Genomic DNA, 22738 nt, shown 5'->3' on the forward strand with positions numbered 1-22738 from the left:
TCAATCTACCTCCTCTAAAAACTCTATTTTTTCATTTCATTATTCTACTGTTTGAATATCATCAAAGTTAACAAACTTACCATCTACATAAACATATGTACCACTGCTCTTAATCTTGATGTATTCAGCCTTGCCTTCTACAGTTACTTTTTCACCCTCACTATTAGTGTATGTCGCTGTAACCTTCTTACCTATAATACTTGGCTTTTCAACTATATTTTGAACATCTTTGAAGTCAATTGTAACTTTTTCCTTGCCTGTTCCAATAATAATGTATGGATTACCATCTTCCATTTGAATACCTAATACTTCACCTTCGATAATAACGCTTTCTTCTTTACCTTCTGCATTCTTTTCTTTCATTGTAGCTTGAACGGTTTTATTGATAAGCTCAAAGGCTGTTGTATTTGTTTGGATATTGCTGCTATCCACCACTTGATAAACTTCATCTAATGTAACTTCTACATTACCAATACCCAGTTTAGGTGTATCACCTGTAATTGTTACATAATCTACTTTGCCAACTAAATAGCTTGTTTGGCCTGTACTGCTATCTGTATATTGATACTCTACATATTTACCAATCATACTATTTGCAAGTTGCTTTTGACCTGTTTGCGCCACATTAAGCATTTGCTCTAACGCAGTAAACTGTGCAAGCTGTGCTAACATTTCTGAGTTATCCATTGGTTCAAGTGGATCTTGATATTTCATCTGTGTCACCAATAAGTTGATAAAAGCATCTTTATCCAATTCACTTTGTGATTTTACTGCATCTTGTACTTTTAGGTAATCACTATCTGATGAAACGACTGAATTAACTGTACTCATAGCTTCCTCCTTAAATCATATAATCAACTTCACTCTCACCTATATCAAGTGGACTTACCTCTTGCATTTGGGCTTCTTCCTCTTCTAATTCTTGAAGATGCTTTGCAATAATTTCTTGTATACGTTTTGAGCTCTTTTGTTTTTGTTGTTGCATTTGCATACTACCATCATTTTGTTTCACATCTACTTGAACATTACTGATATTAATGCCTTGCTCATTAAGACTATCTTTAAGCGTCTCAATTTCATTTAAAATAAAGTCTTTAGTTTTTTCACTTTCCACTTTAATCTCTGCAACAAATACACCATTCTTCTCAACTAACTTAATTGTAAGTTGTCCTAATTCTTTAGGAGAAAGTTGCATTTTTATTTCTTGCATTTGTTCAAGCTTCGTTACTTCGATATGATCTACTATTTGTGAAGCTATATTTAAATCAGGATTTACATGAACACCGCCCATATTTTGACTCACCTGATCATTTGTTAAACTAATAGTTGTTTCAAAAGCTTCTACCGGTACAGTAAGTCCTAAATGCTCGATTGGAAATGTCTGCACTACTTGAGGCTGCGTACTTGTTAATTCTTTAGTCTGTACTGTCTTTTCTTCCTTCGGCATTACTGTACTACTCACGACTTCTTCTAGGCTACTTACTTCTACTTGCTGCGTTGTAGGTATTTTTTCTGCTACAACTGTTTGTACATTTAAAAGCTCGTCATCCACTGTAGTTTGCTCAATTACTTTATGAACTTCATCTCCTACAATTTGATTACTTACTTCTTGAATTTTAGTAAATAGCTTGCTAATGTCTTTTATCTCACTATTTTCCATCAGTAAATCTTCTGTTGCACTTTCCCCATAAAAAGCTGTGATAAACTGTGAAAAATTATCTTCTTCTAAAAGATCTATAGGTGATAAGCCTACCTCTTCTAACGTGGCTGTCAACTCTTCAACTGGTACTTGAAGCTGCGTACTTATTAGACTTAAAATAGCATCCGTAACTTCTTTTTTTATAACTTCTTCCTCTTCTAATTCTACACTTTGTAACGGATTAGATTTAGTTACTTTTTTAGGCGTTACTTTTACCTCATTTATAGTTGATGGCTTTTTATCTAAGTTTTTTGCTATATTTGTCTGCTTTGCATTATCTAGCGCCTTATTAAAGCCACCTACATTGGAAGTATCATTTGTCTGGCCTGTTGTTGTCTTATTTGTTACAGCACTGGTATGCATATTCATTAATAAATTGCCCAAATTAATACTACCCATTTTACACCTCCTACTCACTCACAATATTTATATCTGGTGATATAAGTTTCATCGTTTGCGCAGCACCCTGTGAAGTCATATTATCTAAAATTGCTGCTCTTTGTTCTTGCCCCATATTTTCAAAAATCATTTGGATTAGTTCTGGATCTGTAGTTAATAAAATTTCCATAGCTTTGGCTGCTTGTTCCGCATCCATTTGACCGATAGTATTTGCATAAGCTTTTTGTTCTTTTGACATAATACTTTGTCCTTTGAGCTCACTATAAATCTCTTCGGCTGTATCTGGATAAATTTGTTCAAACTGCTGAATAAATAAATCAGTATTCGTTTCAGCAATTCTTTCATCCCATGCCTTTTTTTGTTCTAAGAAGCTGTTGTAATTTGTTTCATACTGTTTAAGCGTCTCTATTTTTTCTTCTAAAGCTTTAATTTCAGCCTCATAGCTTTCCACTTTTCCTCTTAAGCTTGTTGCTTCTAGTTCACTAGTTGCCAATCTACTTTCAAGTTCATTGTATGGAACCTTTACTTCTTCCTCTTTAAACAAGCTACCTATAATAGGTACATCTTTTAAAATCGTCCCTATTGGCTTTCTAAAAATAAAACCTACAACCCCTACTAAAAGAATGATAACTAAAACTATTATTAAACCTTTTTTCTTCTTAGGCTTTTCAGGTTTAGTGTAAGGAGCTTTTTCATCTATTTTTTCAGTTGTTGCTACTGCCTTTGCCATGCCTACTGTTCACTCCTTTTCACAGCGCCATATTTGTAACTTACAATTTCATCTACAATTTGATTTTGTGCTTTGATTTCTTCACCTTTAAATTGCTCAAGCTTGATTTCTTTTAGATTTTCTAAAATCTTTCTTTGCTTTACAGCTTCCAGTAATTCATTTCTTTTTTCATTCACTACCTTCTTGGCTTTAACAATTTCAAGTTCCTTTTTCTCAATTTGTTTATTAAGACGCGCCGTATAATAATTGAATTGTTTTAGGTTGCTAATATTAAGACCGCCATCACATTGCCTTCTGATTTCATTATAGGCTTCATTATGTAATATCATTAATGTACTTCTTTCATCTACAAGCTGTTCATGCTTTGTATTTGCAAGCCCTAATTCTCTTTTTTTATTGTCCTCTAATTTTTCTTTAAGTGCTAAGACTGGTTGTAATTCAAACTTAAACATTCCCTCACCTTACTTTGTTATTTGTGCCATAAGCTCATAAGTTGTTTCAAAACTTACCTTTTCATGAGTTGGTTGTTGTAAGAAATTATTAATTGGTCCAATCTTATCTATTGCTTCATCAATCTCCTGGCTACTACCGCGATTGTACGCGCCTACATTAATAAGATCTTCAGATTCTTTATAAACAGCCATTTGTTTTTTAATTTCTCTTGCAAAAGCTTTGTGCTCATCAGTTACAATGTCACTCATAACCCTTGATATACTTGCAAGTACATCGATAGCTGGATAATGACCTTTGTTTGCCAGCTTTCTAGATAGTACAATATGTCCATCTAAAATACCCCTAGCTGTATCTGTAATAGGTTCATTGAAGTCATCCCCATCTACTAAAACTGTATACATGCCTGTAATACTACCCTTATCTGAGTTACCAGCCCTTTCTAAAAGCTTTGGCAAGGCTGCAAACACAGATGGCGTATATCCTCTAGAAACAGGTGGTTCACCTACCGCAAGCCCTATTTCACGTTGTGCCATTGAAAATCTCGTTAACGAATCCATCATTAAAAGAACATTTTTGCCTTGATCTCTAAAGTATTCTGCCAAGGCAGTTGCTGTCATTGCTGCTTTTAGCCTCATAAGTGCTGGCTGGTCAGATGTGGCTACGACTACGATTGAACGCTTAAGCCCTTCTGCTTTTAAGTCCTTTTCAATGAACTCTCTTACCTCTCTACCACGCTCACCTATAAGTGCAATAATATTAATATCAGACAAAGCATTTCTTGCAATCATACCCATTAAGGTACTTTTACCAACACCACTTCCTGCAAAAATTCCAATTCTTTGTCCCTTTCCTACAGTTAACATGCCATCAATAGCACGTATTCCTAATGAAATAGGCTCATGTATTCTCTCTCTTGTAAGCGGATTAGGTGCTTCATTGTCAATCGGTACCGTATCGGGACAATAGACCTCACTTCCATCGATAGGTTTTGCTTGCCAATCAACCACCTGACCTAAAAGGTTTTCACCTACTTGAACATTTAACTTATCACCATAAGCTTTTACTTTACATCCAGGTCCGATACCTTCCAGTTGTCCTAGGGGCATAAGTAATAGATTTTCATCTTTAAAACCAATTACCTCTGCTTTAATCTCTCTATCACCTTTTCGTGTGGAAATATAGCAAATATCTCCAATATTAGCCATAGGCCCTAATGATTCAATTCCCATTCCAACAACTTTAGTTACCTCGCCTGTATAAGTCCATAACTGATGATTTATGATATTTTCGTATTTGTTTAAATCGATCATATTGACTCCTATGATAATTTCTCTAAAGTTTTTATTTCTGAAATCACACGTTCTAGACCCTTCACTACATCATAAGAAATATTACCTAATTTCGTCTCCACAACACAGGTTGTTTCATTCAGTGTATTTCTTACTTCAATTGTAATATGCTCGCCTAACGCTTGTATTTCTTTTTTCTGATCTTCTGTTAATTGTTCAAATACACCTTGTGACACACAAACTTTAATTTCATCTTTTGTATGACAGCCTTGTATCATCTTACGCACTAAACATTGAAGCCAATCTGTATTCTCAAAAACTTCTTCAGTAATAATATGACCTAGAAGCTTTTGAAGTATATTTACTAAATCTCCTTCACTGCTCATTATAAGTGCATGTTTTTCTTCTTCTGCCTGTCTTTTAAGTGCTTTAACTTCCTCATTTACTTCTTCTAGCATTTTCTCTGACTTTGCCTGTGTTTCATAAAGTAACTGAGTTTGTTTTTCCCTTGTTTCCTCTTTTATTTCTTCTGCTTTTGTGAGCGCTGCAGATAATATCTCTTCTGCCCTACACTTAGCTTCTTCTACAATCTTTTGTGCAGCTTCATTTGCTTCACTTAGTATTTCTTCTCGTTTTTGATGTGAAGTAGCTAAAACTTCTTCCATATTGTCCTTAGAAGATACTTGGTCATATAAGGCACTCACTTCTAGATTATTATGTATGTGACTTTCAGAAGTTAAATCTTCCTCTTCAACTTTATCATACTCAATATGAAGCGCTTTGAACCTTTCAGATAAATTAATGACACTTTGATTTCTTATGCGTTCACTCTTTATAATACTAGACAATTACCTCATCTCCTGCTCCACGTGATGTAACGATTTCACCTGCATCTTCTAACTTACGGATAATATTAACAATATTTTGTTGTGCTTCTTCAATCTCTTTAACACGTTTTGGCCCCATATATTCAAGATCCTCTTCAATCATAGCAGCAAGACGTTTTGAAACATTTTCCATGATAACAGATTTAACAGATTCACCAGCACCCTTAAGCGCAATTGCAAGTTGATGATTGTCCACTTCACGAAGTACACGTTGAATAGATTTTGGATCCAATGTAATAATATCTTCGAATACAAACATACGTTTTCTGATAACTTCTGCAAGTTCTGGATCTTCGATTTCTAAGTTTTCCATAATATTCTTCTCTGTTGTACGGTCTACTTGGTTGATAATCTCTACGATTGAATCCACGCCACCGATTGTTGTATAATCTTCTGAAACAAGTGTTGAAAGTCGTTTTTCAAACTCACGTTCAATTTGATTAATCACATCTGGTGACGCGCGATCCATCAATGCAATTCTACGTGCTGTATCTGATTGCATCTCGGGTGGTAACGAACGAATAATAAGTGCTGCCTGTGCTGGTTTCAGATAAGATAAGATAAGTGCAATTGTCTGTGGATGTTCATTTTGTATGAAGTTAACAAGTTGCGATGCATCTGTCTTTCTAGCAAACTCGAAAGGTCTAACCTGAAGTGAAACAGTAAGCTTATTAATTACTTCCACCGCTTTATCTGAACCTAGGGCTTGCTCTAGAAGTTGTCTTGCATAGCCAATACCGCCTTCTGCAATATAATCTTGTGCTAGACACATTTCATAGAATTCTTGCAGTACCTCCTCTTTCACCTTAGGAGATACTGCTTTGATATTGGCAATTTCAAGTGTTAATTGCTCAATTTCTTCTTCTTTTAAATGTTTAAATACCTTAGATGATTTTTCAGGACCCAAAGCTATAAGGAGCATAGCTGCCTTTTGTTTACTTGTATATTCCTCTTTAGTCAAACGATCACTCCCAATCTTCTTCAGTCAGCCAGTTACGTAATAAGTTTGCAACTGCCTCTGGTTTTTCATCTACAAATTTATCAATTTGTCGTTTTGTTTCTAATGTTTCTTTAAGTTCAATTTCTTCGAGCTCAACTTCTTCTTTAGCTGTCTTCAGCATTTCTTCTACTTCAAGTTCTGGCTCAACTTCTACTTCTTCATCATGTTTTCTAAATCTCATGATAATAGCTGCAATAGCACCTATAATAATCAGTAATATAAATGCATATGGTAAGTAATCTTTGTAGTCAATTTCATATGGCTCTTCATCAATAAATCTTGGTATTTCATAACCATTTACACTTACATTATCAATACCTGTAGCAGCTTTTACACCATCAATAACACTTTGTTCTACAGTAAAGGCTTGTTGCTGTCCATTTTGCGCTTTAAACTCTGCCCAAGTTGTCCCTACTAAAGTTGCTTTAATCTCTTCTTCTCTGTAAATTTTATTTCTGAAGACATTAACGGCAACAGAAGACTTTTCTAAGTCTACATCACCCATATTCCTTTGATACTGTGTTTCTTTTACATTAGGTGCATATGTAATCTCTTTTTGATTATCTTTACTATTGCTTGTCCCACTTGTACCTTCTTGTACATAATTTGTTACATCTCCGCCATTTGTAGCTGTACCCGGTTCTCCACCCTCACCATCTGTAGTGGTAGATGAACTACTTGCCACATTTTCTTGTGTTATAACACCACGTTGTCCATCATCGCCTTGTGCTGTATATTCTTTATTACTTTCTGCATAGTGATCAAAGTCTAATACAAGGTTTGGACTAATACGTACATCACTATAAAGTTCCCCTAATAAATCATTAATTTTTGTTTTAACGGCTTCTTCTGCAGCCTGTTTTACTTCTTGTTGTTGACTGAGTGCAAGGCTTGCTTCTTCTCCGCCTTGATAAATGGTATTACCATTTGAGTCTAAAATAATCACATTTTTCTTATCTAAGTTCTTTACTGCATAAGCCATAAAGTTAGCAATCCCCTCTGCTTGCTTACTTGATAATGGCTCACTAAGTGTTAAAAATACACTTGCTGAACTTTCTTGTTTAGATTGAATAAATGAATTCTTTTCTTCTGGAATATTTAGCTGAACTGTTACATCCTGAACACCTTTAATTTGCTTTAAGGTTGTTTGAAGTTCTTCTTTTGTAAGATGATTTACACGTTCTTTCCACTCATTCTCTGTTGTAGACATGCTTGTACTAATCATATCTTCAAAAGAATATCCAGTATCTGTAACACCCTCTAATGATAATGCTAATACAGCCGCATTATACTGGTCTGAATTAACTTCTATATTCGTACCATCATTTATTACTTTATATGTAATTTTTTTATCATCTAAGACTTGTGATGTCTCTGCAATAAACTTAGCATCCATTTGACCATTATATAATGTACGCATCTGTGGTCTTGTCAAGTATACTGCAATGGCTATGACTACAATTAATAGCCCTACCCCTACTCCTATTTGAATCTTTTGTTTTTTACTTAAATTATTCCACTTCTCAGTTACCTGATTTGATATTTGTCCTATCGTCTCTTGCAATACATTCACCTCTTTCTTTTAAAAGCAGGTATTAAACTGAGAGTTGCATAATTTCTTTATATGCATCTAATACGCCATTTCTTACTTGCATTGTGTACTGTAATAAAATACTTGCCTTAGATTGTGAAATAAGTAAGCTATGTATATTATCATTAGCTCCAGTTAAAAAATCCATTGTTAATTCATTTGTTTCTTGTTCTGCTTGCAAGTTTGCATCTATTAAATTCTTAGCAGCTTCCAGACTTTGTGTGAAACTCGCATCACCTGATAAATTAACTTTTTTTGCTGCTGCACTTTGCTGTGTGAATAAACTTGATAGCTGTTGTACCTGTGATATCATCGTTCTTCCTCCTACTACTATTTACCTATTTCTAGGGCTTTATTGAACATAGCTTTCATTGTATTAAAAGAAGTTACATTAGCTTCATATGACCTACTAGCAGAAATCATGTTAACCATCTCATCTACCGTATTTACATTAGGATAATGTACATAACCATTTTCATCTGCATCTGGATGAGTTGGGTCATAACTCATTGCACCTTCACTTTCATCTTCAATAATACGCGCAACTCTTACGCCATTATTGCCTGATTGAACCTTCTTATTTAATACACTCGCAAAGCTCCCTGTAGTATTGTCAATCTGCTCAAAAATGACACTTTTTCTTTTATAAGGCCCTCCCTCAGCGGTTCTTGTTGTATTCGCATTAGCAATATTTTGTGAGATAACATCTAATCTAAGCCTTTGTGCTGTCAAACCCGTAGCTGCGGTATCCATTGGGCCAAAAAATCCCATTTAGCTTCCCCCTTATTATTTTATATTTTGAAGTACAGTCGTAAAACGATTAAGCTGGGCATTTACCCTCGTAATAAGTGCATTATATCTAGCATAAACTTTTGCTTCCTCTGCCATCTCTACGTCTATATCTACATTATTCCCATCCATTCGATAACTAGAACTTTTTTCATCTACATATACCTTAGGTTCAATTTTATTTAGATCTAGATTCGAGATATTTTTATTGGCATTTACTTCCTTTTGCAAAATCGTTTCAAAACTCACATCTTTTCTTTTATAGTTCGGTGTGTCCACATTACTAATATTCTCACTAATCACACTTTTCTTCAAAAGTGTCGCATCTAAAGCCCTATTCATTAAGTCTATATTAGCAAATAAGTCCATATCCTCCCCCCTCTTCTCTCTAATTTTTTCCTTTTCTTAATTTGGCATTATTCAAAAAGTTTCCTCAATTGCTATATTTGTAATTATATATTTTTCTTTTTAATAAAGCAATAATTATTAACAAACAAATCTCTATGATACTCCTATATTTTCTCTTCCCACTCACCTTTTACCATATATTTCATTAAAAGTTATTTTCAGATATATAAGTCTCTAATAATGACAGCTTCTTTTTACATTTTGTGCAACAAATATTTACAAAAATAACACAAATTAGTCACAGAAAACCTGCTTTATTGTAAAAAAAATGCATTTTACAATAACAACTGCTTGATTAAGTCAAAATTCAAAATACCTAGCAAGTCAAATCCTACCATTATCCCCATCCCCATAAGCATCATTCCCACTATGTAAATAAGATTATTTTTCCCACTTTCTTTTACACCATTCTGCTTATCATGCCACTTATAATTCAATATATAAAAACCCGATAAAATTACCACGATGCTCTGAATACCATATAATAAAAACGCTACCAGTGCCCCTTTCAAACCATAGAGTGTTATAAAGCAGCTAGTTGTAAAACTATAACTAAATACGATTATAAACATCACACAAAAAGCCAATGGCACAAGCACGCTAAAGCTACCCAGTGCAAAAACTATACATATTTTCTTAACATAATCTAAAAATAATTTAAAAATAATTTCCTTACTAATTTCTTGTTCATACATTGTTAATATTTGACTGTAAACTACTTTAAAAAAATTTACATCTCTATTTTGCAGGTAAATACAATAGCACACACCACTTAAAATTGCACAAAAAAACACCAAATAACTTACCCATTTTTTCTTCATAGCGCTCCCCCATTTCATTCATCCTCTTACAACATATGCTTGTCTCACTCTTTTTAGACTTGTTTACAAACTTTTAATTATATACTAAATATGTTATAATCATTTCATGACTTACATAGCTTATTTTGTTATGTTATAGAAAGGAGGCTACCTAATTATGTGGTACATCTGGTTCACTGCAGCCATTATATTTTGCACTGCAGAAATCCTTTATAATGGTTTTTTCATTATATGGTTTGCTATAGGAAGTATAGCAGCACTACTCACTTCATTTTTAACATCTAATCTCGTCATTCAAACTATCGTTTTTTTACTTGTTTCCTTTATCTTACTTATCACTTTAACCAAACGTATAACCCAAAGATTTTCAAACAAAGATTCCATTCAAACTAACATCAATGGACTTATTGGAAAAAAAGGCATTGTCATAGAGACAATTGGTAAAAATAACTTAGAGCCTGGTTTAGTAAAACTGGATGGTGAAACCTGGAGTGCAACTTCTCTAAATAATGCCCCCATTGAAAAAGGTGCTTTGGTCGAAGTATGCGACATAAAAGGTGTACGTTTAATCGTAACAAATGTTCAAATTTAAGGAGGAATTTTCATGCCATTTTTAATACTTGTTTTAATTTTAATACTCATTATTGCCTTTAGTTCAATTCGTATTATTAAACAATCTACTGTAGGTATTGTCATGCGACTTGGTAAGTTTAGCCGCCGTGCTGAAACAGGTGTTAACTTCATCATTCCATTTGTAGAAACAATTTATAGACGTGTAGACTTACGTGAAGTTGTTATCGACTTCCCTCCTCAACCTGTTATTACAAAAGATAACGTTACAATGCAGATTGATACAGTTGTTTATTACAAAATCACAGACCCTGTGTACTACACTTTTGAAATCGCCAATCCCATTAGTGCTATTGAAAATCTTACAGCTACCACACTTCGTAATATTATTGGTGAATTAGATTTAGACGAAACACTTACCTCTAGAGATCTCATTAACTCTAAGCTTCGCATCATCTTAGATGAAGCTACTGATAAATGGGGTATTAAAGTTAATCGTGTAGAGCTAAAAAATATTCTTCCACCAAAAGATATTCAAGAAGCCATGGAAAAACAAATGCGTGCAGAACGTCAAAGACGTGAATCCGTTCTTACTGCTGAAGGTCAAAAGAAAGCGGCTATTTTAATGGCAGAAGGAGAGAAACAATCTACTATCCTTCATGCTGAAGCCCAAAAAGAATCTATGATTCGTAATGCAGAAGGACAACGACAAGCTGAGGTATTAAAAGCAGAAGGGGAAGCTGCTGCCATCCTCAAACTTCAACAAGCCAAAGCCGATGGTATTCGTGCCGTATTTGCCGCTATTAAAGAATCAGGAGTAGACGACAACGTCCTCGCTATTCGTTCTATGGAAGCACTTGAAAAAATTGCAGAAAGTGATTCTAGCAAACTTGTACTCCCTTCAGATGCTGTTAACTTCCTAGGTACCTTTAAAGGCATCAAAGAAGTAATGTCTTCTGATAAAACTATAGAAAAGAGTACTGATAAATAAATACTAAAAAGGCAGTGTTGATGATTTGTCGTATCAACACTGCCTTTTTAGTATTTATTTTAATATCTATTTAAACTATACCCTTACATTACCATCTAGACCTAATAATTCTTTATTAGCTTCCAAAATAGGATTAATAACCTCATTTAAGAAGTCAGTCACTTGCATTGGGGCACAACCAATAAAGTTTTCTGGTTTTAAAATTTCATGAAGCTCTTCTTCTGTCATTTTAAACGCCTCATCTTTTAAAATACGTTCAATGAGATCATTTGGTTTACCTTGTTCCTTAACTTGTGCACCGGCTTCCATAGAAAGCACTCTAACACGTTCATGTAATTCTTGACGATCGCCACCGCGTTTTACACCTTCCATCAAAATAACCTCTGTTGCCATAAAAGGTAGCTCCGACATAATACGTGTATGAATAACTTTTGGATAAACTACAAGTCCTGATACAACGTTTAAGTAAATTTCTAAAATAGCATCTACTGCTAAAAATGCCTCCGAAACAGCAATACGTTTATTTGCACTATCGTCTAATGTTCTCTCAAACCATTGTGTAGAAGCTGTGATTGCTGGATTAAGTGTATCACAAATAACGTAACGTGCTAGAGATGAAATACGTTCTGTACGCATTGGATTACGTTTGTAAGCCATAGCTGATGAACCAATTTGATTCTTTTCAAATGGCTCTTCAATTTCTTTTAAATGTTGTAAAAGACGGATATCATTACTAAATTTATAAGCTGATTGTGCCACTTGGCTAAGCACATTTAGAACTAACGAATCAAACTTTCTTGTATAAGTTTGTCCTGTTACTGGATATACCTCATCATATCCTAACTTCTTAGCAATTGTTTGATCTAATTTTTTAACCTTCTCATAATCACCTTCAAAAAGTGTTAAGAAGGTAGCTTGTGTCCCTGTTGTTCCTTTGGCACCTCTTAAACGTTTGTGTTCTAATATTTTATCTACTTCCATTAAATCAAGCCATAAATCCTGAAGCCATAATGTTGCACGTTTACCTACTGTTGTAAGCTGTGCTGCTTGAAAATGTGTAAAGCCTAAAGTAGGTAAATCTTTATATTCATCAGCAAATTTCGCTAATTTATCCATTACGTTAATAAGTTTCTTACGAATAAGTTCCAATGCTTCATACATAATGATAAGATCTGTATTATCACCTACATAACAACTTGTCGCACCTAAATGGATAATTGGCATAGCTTTTGTAGCTTGTTCCCCATATGCATGTACATGTGCCATAACATCATGTCTCACCTTATTCTCCCATGCTTCTGCCACTTCATAGTTAATATCTTCACTGTATTTTTTAAGTTCTTCAACTTGTTCAGGTGTAATATTTAATCCTAATTCCATTTCAGTTTCAGCTAAAGTAACCCATAACTTTCTCCAAGTTTTAAATTTCTTTTCCTCTGAAAATAAATAAAGCATCTCTTTACTTGCATATCTCCCTTGTAACGGGCTTTTATAAGCATCTCTCATGTTTATTTTCCTTTCATAATTGGTAATGATAACTCTATTATACGAAAAAAACTGTCTACTGGCAATGGATTATCGAACATTTTTATATATATAATAAAATTTGTTCGAAATATGACATTTTATAAAACAAATTAACCAATGTAAGTATTCTGAAAATAAAAGGAGGCGCTTACCGCACCTCCTTTTATTTAGCATATTCTGTTGCTCTTGTTTCTCTAATAATGCTTACTTTTATTTGTCCTGGATATTCCATTTCATTTTCAATTTGTTTTGTTACATCTCTTGCAAGAAGTAATAAACCATTATCATCTACTTCTTCAGGAACAACCATTATTCTCACTTCACGACCTGCTTGAATTGCATAAGACTTATCTACACCTTTAAATGATGTGGCAATCTCTTCAAGTTTTTGTAAACGTTTAATATAAGTTTCTAGTGTTTCACGACGTGCACCTGGTCTTGCTGCTGAAATAGTATCTGCTGCTTGTACAATAACTGCGATAGCTGTTTCAGGGTCTACATCTCCATGATGCGCCTCAACTGCATTAATAACAATTGGATTTTCACCATATTTACGACATAAATTAACCCCTATGCTTACATGAGAACCTTCTACTTCATAATCTACAGATTTACCAATATCATGAAGTAATCCTGCACGTTTTGCAAGACGTACATCAAGCCCTAATTCACCTGCAATAAGCCCTGCTAAATTAGAAACTTCAATAGAATGTCTTAAAACATTTTGTCCATAGCTTGTTCTAAATCTCATCTTACCTAATAAACGGATAATCTCTGGATGAAGACCATGCACACCTGTTTCAAATGTTGCTGATTCACCTTCTTCACGAATAAGAATTTCAACTTCTTTTTTCGCCTTTTCTACCATCTCTTCTATGCGAGCTGGATGAATTCGGCCGTCAACAATAAGTTTTTCCAATGCCACACGTGCAATTTCACGGCGAATTGGGTCAAATCCAGATAAAATAACTGCTTCAGGTGTATCATCAATAATAAGATCAATCCCTGTAAGCGTCTCTAATGTACGAATATTTCTACCCTCACGCCCAATGATACGACCTTTCATCTCATCATTAGGTAGTGGTACAACAGATACTGTTGTATCTACAACATGATCTACTGCACATTTTTGAATAGCATTTGTTAAAATTTCTCTCGCTTTTTTATCAGCTTCTAATTTTGTTTTGGCTTCAATCTCTTTGATTAAAACAGCTGAATCATGTTTTACTTCTTCTTCTACCTTTTGAAGTAAATATTGCTTTGCTTCCGCTAAGGTAAGCTCTGCTATTCTTTCAAGTTCTTCGATTTGCTTTTGCTCAAGGGCTTCGATTTCATCTTTTGTTTTATCAATTTTATCAAGTTTTCTTTGCATTTGCTCTTCTTTTTGCTCTAGGGCAACTGCTTTTTTATCTAATGTTTCTTCTTTGTGTAAAAGTCTTCTTTCAGATAGTTGAAGTTCGCTTCTTCTTTCTTTAACCTCTTGATCTAAATCACTTTTTACACGAATTTCTTCTTCTTTTGCTTCTAAAAGTAATTCTCTCTTTTTTGTTTCCCCATTTTTTATAGCGTCCTCAATAATTTTACGTGACCTTTCTTCCGCACTCCCAATCTGTGCCTCCGCTATACGTTTTCTATAAAAAATGCCACCTGAAAAGGCTATTATTGCTACTACTACTGCTACTATAACTACGGTTAAAATTTGACCAACGATTTTTACCACCTCCCATTAATTATCAATGTGCAAATTACAACATAATTGTATAACTTTTTAAAAATGCTGTCAAGCATTGTGCCATGTATACTTCATAATCTCCGTTTACTTTTATTGTGTTTTTTTACATAAAATAAAAGATAGGGAATTCCCTATCTTTTATTTTATTCCTTCATATCATCAATATCTGTATATTCTTCCTCATCCTCATCGAATTGACCTTGTTCACTAATCTCTACTACACCATAGTGATCTCTTACTTTGTTTTCTATTTCTATAAGTAATTCTGGGTGCTCTTTAATATAGATTTTAGCATTTTCACGACCTTGTCCTAAACGGATATCTCCATAAGAATACCATGCACCACTTTTATTAACAATATCAATCTCCGCTGCTAGGTCAAGTACATCCCCTTCTTTAGAGATCCCTTCACCATACATAATATCAAATTCTGCTTGTTTAAATGGTGGTGCCACTTTATTTTTAACAATTTTTACACGTGTACGGCTTCCAATAAATTCATTGCTTTGTTTAAGTGTTTCAATCTTACGCACATCCATACGAACAGATGCATAGAATTTAAGTGCACGTCCACCTGTAGTTGTTTCATTACTTCCAAACATAATCCCAACTTTTTCACGAAGCTGGTTGATGAATACGATTGTACATTTAGATTTATTAATAACACCTGTTAACTTTCTAAGTGCTTGTGACATAAGTCTTGCTTGAAGACCCATATGTGAATCTCCCATATCCCCTTCAATCTCTGCACGTGGTACAAGTGCTGCTACAGAATCGACGATAATAAGATCAATTGCACCTGAACGTGCCATTGTTTCTGCAATTTCTAAAGCTTGTTCCCCATTGTCTGGTTGTGAAATATATAATTCGTCAATATTTACCCCTAATTTTTGTGCATATGCTGGATCTAATGCATGTTCAGCATCAATGAATGCTGCAATGCCTCCTTGTTTTTGCACTTCTGCAATCATATGAAGTGTAACTGTTGTTTTACCTGAAGATTCTGGTCCGTAAATTTCTACTACTCTACCTCTAGGAAGCCCACCTACACCAAGGGCAATATCTAAACTTAATGAACCTGTAGGAAATGTTTGTACATTAGTATCTGTAGCTTCCCCAAGCTTCATGATAGACCCTTTACCAAATTGTTTCTGTATCTGTGAAATGGCTGCATCTAATGCTTTTTTTGATTCTTCGTTCATTTATTTATCTCTCCTTATCGTACTTTATATAAAATGTTCTTGTAAACGCTTTATAAGCTTCTTGCCTATACTTAATAATATAGTAATTTATCTATTTTATCCTTCATTAAACTATAGAGAAATAAACTATAGAGTTAAAATACGCATCTTGCTTAATTGATACTTTTAAAATAATCTTCGATAAAACCTTATTAAAAGTTTATATCGAACACTTGTTCTGAAGCTATTATACCTAATTTTTCTCTTAATAGCAAGTGCTTTTATTTTAAAAGTTTATAGAGCTCATACAATACCGTTTGTACTGTTTTTTCTCTAACTTGCTGTCTTGTTCCCTTTAGACGCAGCTCATAAACGTAAGTTTCTTCTGGCAGTGCAATCCCTATATATACAAGACCTACTGGCTTCTTATCTGTACCACCTGTTGGTCCTGCAATACCTGTTGTAGAAAGCCCAATATCTGCTCCTGTCACACGTCTTACCCCTTCTGCCATTTCTCTTGCAGTTTCTTCACTTACTGCACCTACACGGTTTAAAGTTTCTGTTTTTACACCTACTAATTTCGTCTTTGCTTCATTACTATAGGTTACCATCCCTTCCTGGAAATAAGCTGAAACACCACTGCAATTTACCAAAGTACCTGCTAAAAGTCCACCTGTACAAGATTCTACTGTTGCTACTGTAAAATTATGTTGTTTTAAACATTTTAAGATTTGGTCTTCTAGTTTATCTTCATTATAACCGATAACATACTCTCCTAAACGTGTTACAATATCATTTTTACATTTTTCTGCCAATTCTACCGCTTTTTCTTTTGTACTACCTTTAGTTACAATGCGCACAACAACTTCATAACCACTAATATATGGTGCTACCGTTCCCCATTCAAATTCCCCCAATAAGTCTGATATTTTCTCTGCCATACTACTCTCCCCTATACCAAAGAGTCTTACATCGATTGTTTCATAATAAGTTGTCATCATCTTTTTAAAATAGGGCATGACATAATCTTTAAACATTGGCTGCATTTCTTTAGGAGGTCCTGGCAAAAGTACAACATAGCTTGTTTCATGCTTTAAAATACAGCCAGGTGCCGTTCCATGATGATTAGGAAGCACATATGCCTCTTCTGGAAATAATGCTTGCTTTTTATTATTTTCGCTCATTTGACGCTTTATGCTTTTAAAATAAGCTTCAATAGTCTCTAATGCTTCTTGTTGCATCACGAGTCTCTGTCCTAAATACTCACATACAGTTTCTTTTGTTAAATCATCTTTAGTCGGCCCAAGCCCACCTGTTAAAATAATGACGTCTGCTCGTTTTAAAGCATTTCCCAACGCTTCTTTTACATCTTCCACTTCATCCCATACAGCTGTATGATATTTTGGCATAATACCAATTGTTTGAAGTTCTTTTGCAATATATCCTGCATTTGTATTAATAGTATGACCTGTTACAACTTCGTTTCCTACTGCAATAATCTCCGCTTTCATGACATGTATCACCTCTCTAATAACATATAATTTATTATATCATGGTTTATACTTATATTTTCTCTTATGCATAAAATGCATCAATAAAATTGTTTTACACCAAGTTAAAGAAGTGTTACAAAACCAGTTTACTAGTTTTGTAACACTTCTTTAAACCTCTCCTTTTTGCTCGTGCTCACCTTTTAGAAAAGCTTCTCGACAATCCCAAGAACAGAAGAAATATTCTTCCCCATCTTTAATCACACGGTAAGCATCACTCTTTTTAATTTCTTTATGACAAACTGGATCAACTACTAAATCTTTAATTGGCTCTGCTGTCACCTCTTCTGGCATTTGACCTTTTTCAATAATCTTAACCTCACCATTAACAATACTAATTCCTTGAATATTAGGATTATCTTTTTGCATCTTCATTACTTTTCTGACTTTAAAAAGTGCAATAATTAAATTGAAGAAACTAATTGCACCTATTATTAATATTACTTGCATTATAAAATCTAATATAAATGTCATTTTATTCACCTCATTCATTTATGCTAATTATATTATACTGCATTCATATGAATGTTTTTTAAATAAATCACTTTATTTTATATTATATCTCTAAAAGCTTTATTTATACCATTGGACATTTTTAGTCCATACAAAAATATAAAAAGAGACAATAGCTTGTCTCTTTCAGATTGTTGACAAATGAATTTTCCCAAAATAAACTCACAAATTAAGTGAGGATTATTCAAGAAAATCTATTAAAATAGGGGTAAAAAGAGCAGTTTAGGTCCATTTTTACCTCTGTTTTCTATTTCTAGACTAGTAAAATACTATGGAAAAGTTAATTGTCTACAGCCTGAAAGAGACAATAGCTTGTCTCTTTTTACTCTCATATACTATTGCTGTCCTTCTAGTTTTGCTGCCTCTTCTGGTGTTTTAGGCATATCTGATGTGATATAACGAGAAAACAGATTTTGCATTAAAAATGAACTTAATGTAATAATAATCCCTGGTGCAAATACAATTAAGAATGGTAATCTAAAAATCAAGTAACCTGTAATCACAAATACTAATGTATTGGCAATGGTTGTTAGTAAATGCTTATGCGTTAGCACTAAAGCTGTTTTTACAAGTACTGTAGTTTTCATATCAAATCTTGATAAAAGTGCCCATAAATATGTAAAGATATTGACTACCTCAAAGATAAAGATTACAGTTACTGGAATAATCCATTTTAAGCTTGCTGCCTGTAATAAAAGCCCTTCAAAAGTCATAAAGCCATATAAAGATGCACTTATACAAGCAACTAACATGATGATTGTAATAAGAAGTGATTGTTTAAAGTTTTGTTTAAAACTTTTAAAGAAATCTTTTGCTACATATGTATTTTCTTTTCTTACTTTTTTACCCATTACATAAAAAAATGCTGTTGTCGCATCACCTATTGTTACAATAGGAATACAACATATCCACCATAGCAGTGTTAAGATGATTACATCTGCTACCTCACTCATCCATACCCAAATAGGCGCATCTAAATCAAATAAACTACCCATTTTCACTCTTCCTCCTCAGTTTTATTTCCCAACTAAATTAACCTCTTTGATACCTAAAAGTGGCTTACGTTTAGTATACTATAAAATATTTTCTTATTCTATATTAACACGTATATATGTGATTATTATAAATATATTACTTAAGTTTTAATCCACTTTTTAATTAATCTAATATATAATTTTATTATAATATTATACATTAGGTTACTAAACATTATATTTTGCAAATTATTTTTACATAACTATTGAATTTTACTTATACTTGTGTATAATTATACATAAATACAAGTAAATATTAAACCATTCACAAGGGGGATTTTTAAATGAAAGAAAAAGTTGTATTAGCATATTCAGGCGGTCTTGATACTTCTGTTATCATTCCATGGCTTAAAGAAAATTATGATTACGATGTCATTGCTGTATGTATAAATGTAGGGCAAGATGCAGAACTTGTAGGTCTTGAAGAACGTGCACTTTCAATGGGTGTTAGTAAAGTTTATGTTGAAAACGTAAAAGATGAATTCATGAAAGAATATGTTTTCCCAATGATTCAATCTGGTGCTGTTTATGAATCTAAATATTACTTAGGTACTTCTATTGCACGTGCTGTCATTGCTAAAACACTAGTTAGAATTGCTCTTAAAGAAGGAGCTAGTGCTATTTGCCATGGCTGTACAGGTAAAGGTAACGATCAAATCCGTTTTGAACTTGGCATTGCTGCTCTAGCACCACATCTTAAAGTGATTGCACCATGGCGTATCTGGGATATTTCATCTCGTGAACAGGAAATCGCTTATCTTGAAGAACGCGGTCTTCCAGTCCCAATGAAAAAAGAAGATAGCTATAGCCGTGACCGTAATATGTGGCATATTTCTCACGAAGGACTCGAACTTGAAGATCCAAGCAATGCGCCAAACTATGATCACCTTCTTAAACTTGGTGTTTCTCCAGAAAAAGCTCCAGATGTAGCAACTGTCATTTCTCTTACATTTAAAGAGGGTGTACCTACACACTTAGATGGCGTAGAAATGGATCCTTCTTCACTTCTTGAGAAACTTAACGAACTTGGTGGTCAAAACGGCATTGGTATCGAAGATATCGTTGAGAACCGTGTTGTTGGTATGAAATCTCGTGGTGTCTATGAGACACCGGGTGGAACAATTCTTTACAAAGCACACGAAGAACTTGAACACCTTACACTTGACCGTGAAACATATCGTTACAAACAAGAAGTGGCACTTGAGTTTGCCGATCTTATTTATAATGGTAAATGGTTTACACCTCTTCGCGAAGCACTTCAAGCGTTTGTTACAAGTACACAAAAAGTTGTAACTGGTGAAGTAAAATTAAAACTTTATAAAGGTAATATTATTCCACAAGGTGCTACTTCTCCTTATTCACTTTATAGCGAAGATTTAGCAAGCTTCACAACAGGTGATCTCTATGATCATAAAGATGCTGGTGGATTCATCAAACTTTACGGTTTACCACTTCGTGTTCGTGCATTAAAACAAGAACAAGCGCAAAAGGAAAATAAATAATAACATCTAAGGAGGCTTTTATGAAACTATGGGGAGGCCGCTTTGCAAAAGAAACAGATGCTTTAACAGACCACTTTAACTCATCTATTTCTTTTGACCAAAGGCTTTATAAACATGATATATTAGGAAGCATTGCCCATGTGAAAATGCTTGGTAAACAAAATATTATAAGTCTAGAAGAAAGTAAGGCAATTGAAAACGGTCTTCATGACCTACTTTCAGACATTGAACAAGGTCACATTTCTTTTGATGAGAAGATGGAAGATATTCATATGAATATTGAAGCCTTACTAATCTCCCGTATTGGAGATGTTGCTAAAAAAATGCATACTGGCCGTAGCCGTAATGATCAAGTTGCATTAGATGTAAGACTTTATACACTTGATGAAATCATTTCATTAAAAGAGATGCTCTTTGAGCTCATGAAAGCTGTAACTGAAATCGCAAGTCAACACACTGAAACAATTATGCCAGGTTACACACATCTGCAACGTGCACAGCCTATTACCTTTGCACATCATTTAATGGCATACTTTGAAATGTTTAAAAGAGATTATAAGCGCTTAGAATTTGCCTATGATAATACAAATTACTTACCTCTTGGTAGCGGCGCTCTTGCAACGACAACTTACCCACTTGACCGTGACTTTGTCGCAGAAACCTTAGGTTTTAATGGTATTTGTGAAAATAGTATTGATGGGGTATCTGATCGTGACTTTGTCCTTGATCTCCTTTACACACTCTCTACACTTATGATGCACCTTAGCCGCTTAAGTGAAGAAGTCATCCTTTGGAGCAGTCATGAATTCCATTTCGTCGAATTAGATGATGCTTATAGTACGGGTAGCTCGATTATGCCACAAAAGAAAAACCCTGATATTGCAGAGCTTGTACGTGGTAAAACGGGCCGTGTATATGGTAATCTTATGGGGTTACTTACAACCATGAAAGGCTTACCTCTTGCTTATAATAAAGATATGCAAGAAGATAAAGAACGTCTCTTTGATAGTATTGATACCTTAAAAATGTGCTTACCTATCTTTACACAAATGCTCTTAACTATGAAAGTTTGCAAAGAGCAAATGTATAATGCAGCTTCTGGCGGCTTTACAAATGCAACTGATGCAGCTGACTACCTTGTTAAAAAAGGGCTTGCCTTTAGAGATGCACATGAAGTCATTGGTAAACTTGTGCTTCACTGTGTGACACATCATACTTCTTTAGAAGCATTACCTTTAGAAACCTATAAGCATATTCACCCAATCTTTGAGGAAGATATCTATGATGCTATTTCTTTAAAAACATGTGTCAGTGGCCGAAAGGTAAAAGGTGGACCTAGTCCAGAAACAGTATGCGCACATCTTGAAAAAGCAAAAACTTATCTTAATACACTTTTATAAGTTAATTGATTCATAAAACTAAAAATAGCAAGCTATAACCATAAAAGGCATATAGCTTGCTATTTTATTTGTTCTAAAATTCTAGTTGTCGTTCTACACTTCTTAAATCAAAATAATTTAAAATTTCATCCATATAAAATTCCATGATACGTACAAACTTCGTTAACTTACGTTCATTCAGTGGTCTTTCATATTGCCATTTCGCATAGCTAAATAATGCATCTTCCTTTTTCTGAAAACTATAAAATTCATCAACAAAACCTAAAAGTTCTAAGTCTAAACAAGACTTACCATACTCCATACTTACAGCAATTTCTTCAAAAGCTTCCGGGGTAATATCTAAAAGGGAACTGACGTAGCTACGTACAGCTTTTTCATGAATACCTATTTGAATATGGGGATAAATATAATATAAAGTATTTCGATATAACGTTTCTAAATGAATTATTGCATATTTAAAGTCAAAATCAAACTGCTTCATACAAGTATAAAATTTAAGCGAATCTTCTAACCGAAAAGTTGTTTCATACTGCCACCTATTTCCTACTTCATAGTATATATTAAATACAGCAATAGGTGCTCCAGGCAAACTCATTTGACGTAATAAATACATGGTTTTTTCCTTTTTGTTTGAAGTATACCCAATTTAAACGGTTTCAAACACTAAATAAA

At 34.0% G+C, this 22738-nt stretch carries 23 protein-coding genes; 4 read left to right on the forward strand and 19 right to left on the reverse strand.

Annotated elements, in window-relative coordinates; translation table 11 throughout:
- Nucleotides 1-39: 39 nt before the first annotated feature.
- The 12 genes from AC1VAQ_RS02945 to AC1VAQ_RS03000 all read right to left on the reverse strand — a co-directional run bounded on the left by AC1VAQ_RS02945 (nucleotide 40) and on the right by AC1VAQ_RS03000 (nucleotide 10066).
- The gene (locus tag AC1VAQ_RS02945) at nucleotides 40-831 is read right to left on the reverse strand and encodes a flagellar hook assembly protein FlgD (protein ID WP_302595196.1); all 792 of its coding nucleotides are present in this window, start codon (nucleotides 829-831) and stop codon (nucleotides 40-42) included.
- A 10-nt stretch (nucleotides 832-841) separates the two neighbouring features.
- On the reverse strand, nucleotides 842-2098 hold the full coding sequence (locus AC1VAQ_RS02950; RefSeq protein ID WP_302595195.1) for a flagellar hook-length control protein FliK: 1257 nt from the start codon (nucleotides 2096-2098) through the stop codon (nucleotides 842-844).
- 10 nt (nucleotides 2099-2108) lie between these two features.
- Entirely contained in the window at nucleotides 2109-2828 is a 720-nt protein-coding gene (locus AC1VAQ_RS02955; protein ID WP_302595193.1) for a MotE family protein, read from the reverse strand.
- Nucleotides 2829-2830: 2 nt separating this feature from the next.
- Entirely contained in the window at nucleotides 2831-3280 is a 450-nt protein-coding gene (gene fliJ, locus AC1VAQ_RS02960) for a flagellar export protein FliJ (protein ID WP_303243775.1), read from the reverse strand.
- A 9-nt stretch (nucleotides 3281-3289) separates the two neighbouring features.
- Nucleotides 3290-4591 (reverse strand): flagellar protein export ATPase FliI, encoded by a 1302-nt coding sequence (gene fliI / locus AC1VAQ_RS02965; protein WP_303243776.1) that lies wholly within the window; start codon nucleotides 4589-4591, stop codon nucleotides 3290-3292.
- A gap of 8 nt (nucleotides 4592-4599) precedes the next feature.
- The gene (locus AC1VAQ_RS02970) at nucleotides 4600-5418 is read right to left on the reverse strand and encodes a flagellar assembly protein FliH (protein WP_302595188.1); all 819 of its coding nucleotides are present in this window, start codon (nucleotides 5416-5418) and stop codon (nucleotides 4600-4602) included.
- Nucleotides 5411-6418 carry a flagellar motor switch protein FliG gene (gene fliG / locus AC1VAQ_RS02975; RefSeq protein ID WP_302595187.1) on the reverse strand — a complete coding sequence of 336 codons (1008 nt, stop codon included), beginning with the start codon at nucleotides 6416-6418 and terminating at the stop codon, nucleotides 5411-5413. Before fliG ends, AC1VAQ_RS02970 begins: the two co-directional genes overlap by 8 nt.
- A 4-nt stretch (nucleotides 6419-6422) precedes the next feature.
- On the reverse strand, nucleotides 6423-8021 hold the full coding sequence (gene fliF / locus AC1VAQ_RS02980; RefSeq protein ID WP_302595184.1) for a flagellar basal-body MS-ring/collar protein FliF: 1599 nt from the start codon (nucleotides 8019-8021) through the stop codon (nucleotides 6423-6425).
- A 31-nt stretch (nucleotides 8022-8052) separates the two neighbouring features.
- Entirely contained in the window at nucleotides 8053-8361 is a 309-nt protein-coding gene (gene fliE / locus AC1VAQ_RS02985; RefSeq protein ID WP_302595182.1) for a flagellar hook-basal body complex protein FliE, read from the reverse strand.
- 17 nt (nucleotides 8362-8378) lie between these two features.
- Entirely contained in the window at nucleotides 8379-8819 is a 441-nt protein-coding gene (gene flgC / locus AC1VAQ_RS02990; protein WP_479903445.1) for a flagellar basal body rod protein FlgC, read from the reverse strand.
- A 15-nt stretch (nucleotides 8820-8834) separates the two neighbouring features.
- Complete coding sequence (gene flgB / locus AC1VAQ_RS02995) at nucleotides 8835-9206, reverse strand: flagellar basal body rod protein FlgB (protein WP_302595177.1); 372 nt, start codon at nucleotides 9204-9206, stop codon at nucleotides 8835-8837.
- Between the two features lie 314 nt (nucleotides 9207-9520).
- Nucleotides 9521-10066 carry a hypothetical protein gene (locus AC1VAQ_RS03000; protein WP_302595175.1) on the reverse strand — a complete coding sequence of 182 codons (546 nt, stop codon included), beginning with the start codon at nucleotides 10064-10066 and terminating at the stop codon, nucleotides 9521-9523.
- 157 nt (nucleotides 10067-10223) lie between these two features.
- Between AC1VAQ_RS03000 and AC1VAQ_RS03005 the strand changes: the two genes are divergently transcribed.
- Nucleotides 10224-10658, forward strand: coding sequence for an NfeD family protein (locus tag AC1VAQ_RS03005; RefSeq protein ID WP_302595174.1), 435 nt, complete (start codon nucleotides 10224-10226; stop codon nucleotides 10656-10658).
- Nucleotides 10659-10670: 12 nt separating this feature from the next.
- On the forward strand, nucleotides 10671-11627 hold the full coding sequence (locus AC1VAQ_RS03010) for an SPFH domain-containing protein (protein WP_302595171.1): 957 nt from the start codon (nucleotides 10671-10673) through the stop codon (nucleotides 11625-11627).
- A 75-nt stretch (nucleotides 11628-11702) separates the two neighbouring features.
- Here AC1VAQ_RS03010 and purB read toward each other — a convergent pair whose 3' ends face one another.
- From purB to AC1VAQ_RS03040, 6 genes are all read right to left on the reverse strand, one after another.
- Nucleotides 11703-13133, reverse strand: a complete 1431-nt coding sequence (purB, locus tag AC1VAQ_RS03015) for an adenylosuccinate lyase (RefSeq protein ID WP_479903446.1) — start codon at nucleotides 13131-13133, stop codon at nucleotides 11703-11705.
- A gap of 184 nt (nucleotides 13134-13317) precedes the next feature.
- Nucleotides 13318-14874 (reverse strand): ribonuclease Y, encoded by a 1557-nt coding sequence (gene rny, locus AC1VAQ_RS03020; protein WP_302595168.1) that lies wholly within the window; start codon nucleotides 14872-14874, stop codon nucleotides 13318-13320.
- A 155-nt stretch (nucleotides 14875-15029) separates the two neighbouring features.
- Nucleotides 15030-16088, reverse strand: a complete 1059-nt coding sequence (gene recA, locus AC1VAQ_RS03025; protein WP_302595167.1) for a recombinase RecA — start codon at nucleotides 16086-16088, stop codon at nucleotides 15030-15032.
- Between the two features lie 260 nt (nucleotides 16089-16348).
- The gene (locus AC1VAQ_RS03030; protein ID WP_302595166.1) at nucleotides 16349-17578 is read right to left on the reverse strand and encodes a competence/damage-inducible protein A; all 1230 of its coding nucleotides are present in this window, start codon (nucleotides 17576-17578) and stop codon (nucleotides 16349-16351) included.
- A 150-nt stretch (nucleotides 17579-17728) separates the two neighbouring features.
- Nucleotides 17729-18091 (reverse strand): YHS domain-containing protein, encoded by a 363-nt coding sequence (locus tag AC1VAQ_RS03035; protein ID WP_302595163.1) that lies wholly within the window; start codon nucleotides 18089-18091, stop codon nucleotides 17729-17731.
- Between the two features lie 374 nt (nucleotides 18092-18465).
- Nucleotides 18466-19125 carry a YesL family protein gene (locus AC1VAQ_RS03040; protein ID WP_302595368.1) on the reverse strand — a complete coding sequence of 220 codons (660 nt, stop codon included), beginning with the start codon at nucleotides 19123-19125 and terminating at the stop codon, nucleotides 18466-18468.
- A 323-nt stretch (nucleotides 19126-19448) separates the two neighbouring features.
- Here AC1VAQ_RS03040 and AC1VAQ_RS03045 point away from each other — a divergent pair, with 323 nt between their 5' ends.
- Together AC1VAQ_RS03045 and argH are read left to right on the forward strand one after the other, a co-directional pair.
- Complete coding sequence (locus AC1VAQ_RS03045; protein ID WP_302595162.1) at nucleotides 19449-20666, forward strand: argininosuccinate synthase; 1218 nt, start codon at nucleotides 19449-19451, stop codon at nucleotides 20664-20666.
- A gap of 20 nt (nucleotides 20667-20686) precedes the next feature.
- On the forward strand, nucleotides 20687-22066 hold the full coding sequence (gene argH / locus AC1VAQ_RS03050; RefSeq protein WP_302595160.1) for an argininosuccinate lyase: 1380 nt from the start codon (nucleotides 20687-20689) through the stop codon (nucleotides 22064-22066).
- Between the two features lie 73 nt (nucleotides 22067-22139).
- Here argH and AC1VAQ_RS03055 read toward each other — a convergent pair whose 3' ends face one another.
- The gene (locus AC1VAQ_RS03055; protein WP_302595158.1) at nucleotides 22140-22679 is read right to left on the reverse strand and encodes a hypothetical protein; all 540 of its coding nucleotides are present in this window, start codon (nucleotides 22677-22679) and stop codon (nucleotides 22140-22142) included.
- Nucleotides 22680-22738 lie beyond the last annotated feature (59 nt).

The organism is Cellulosilyticum sp. (assembly GCF_982396655.1).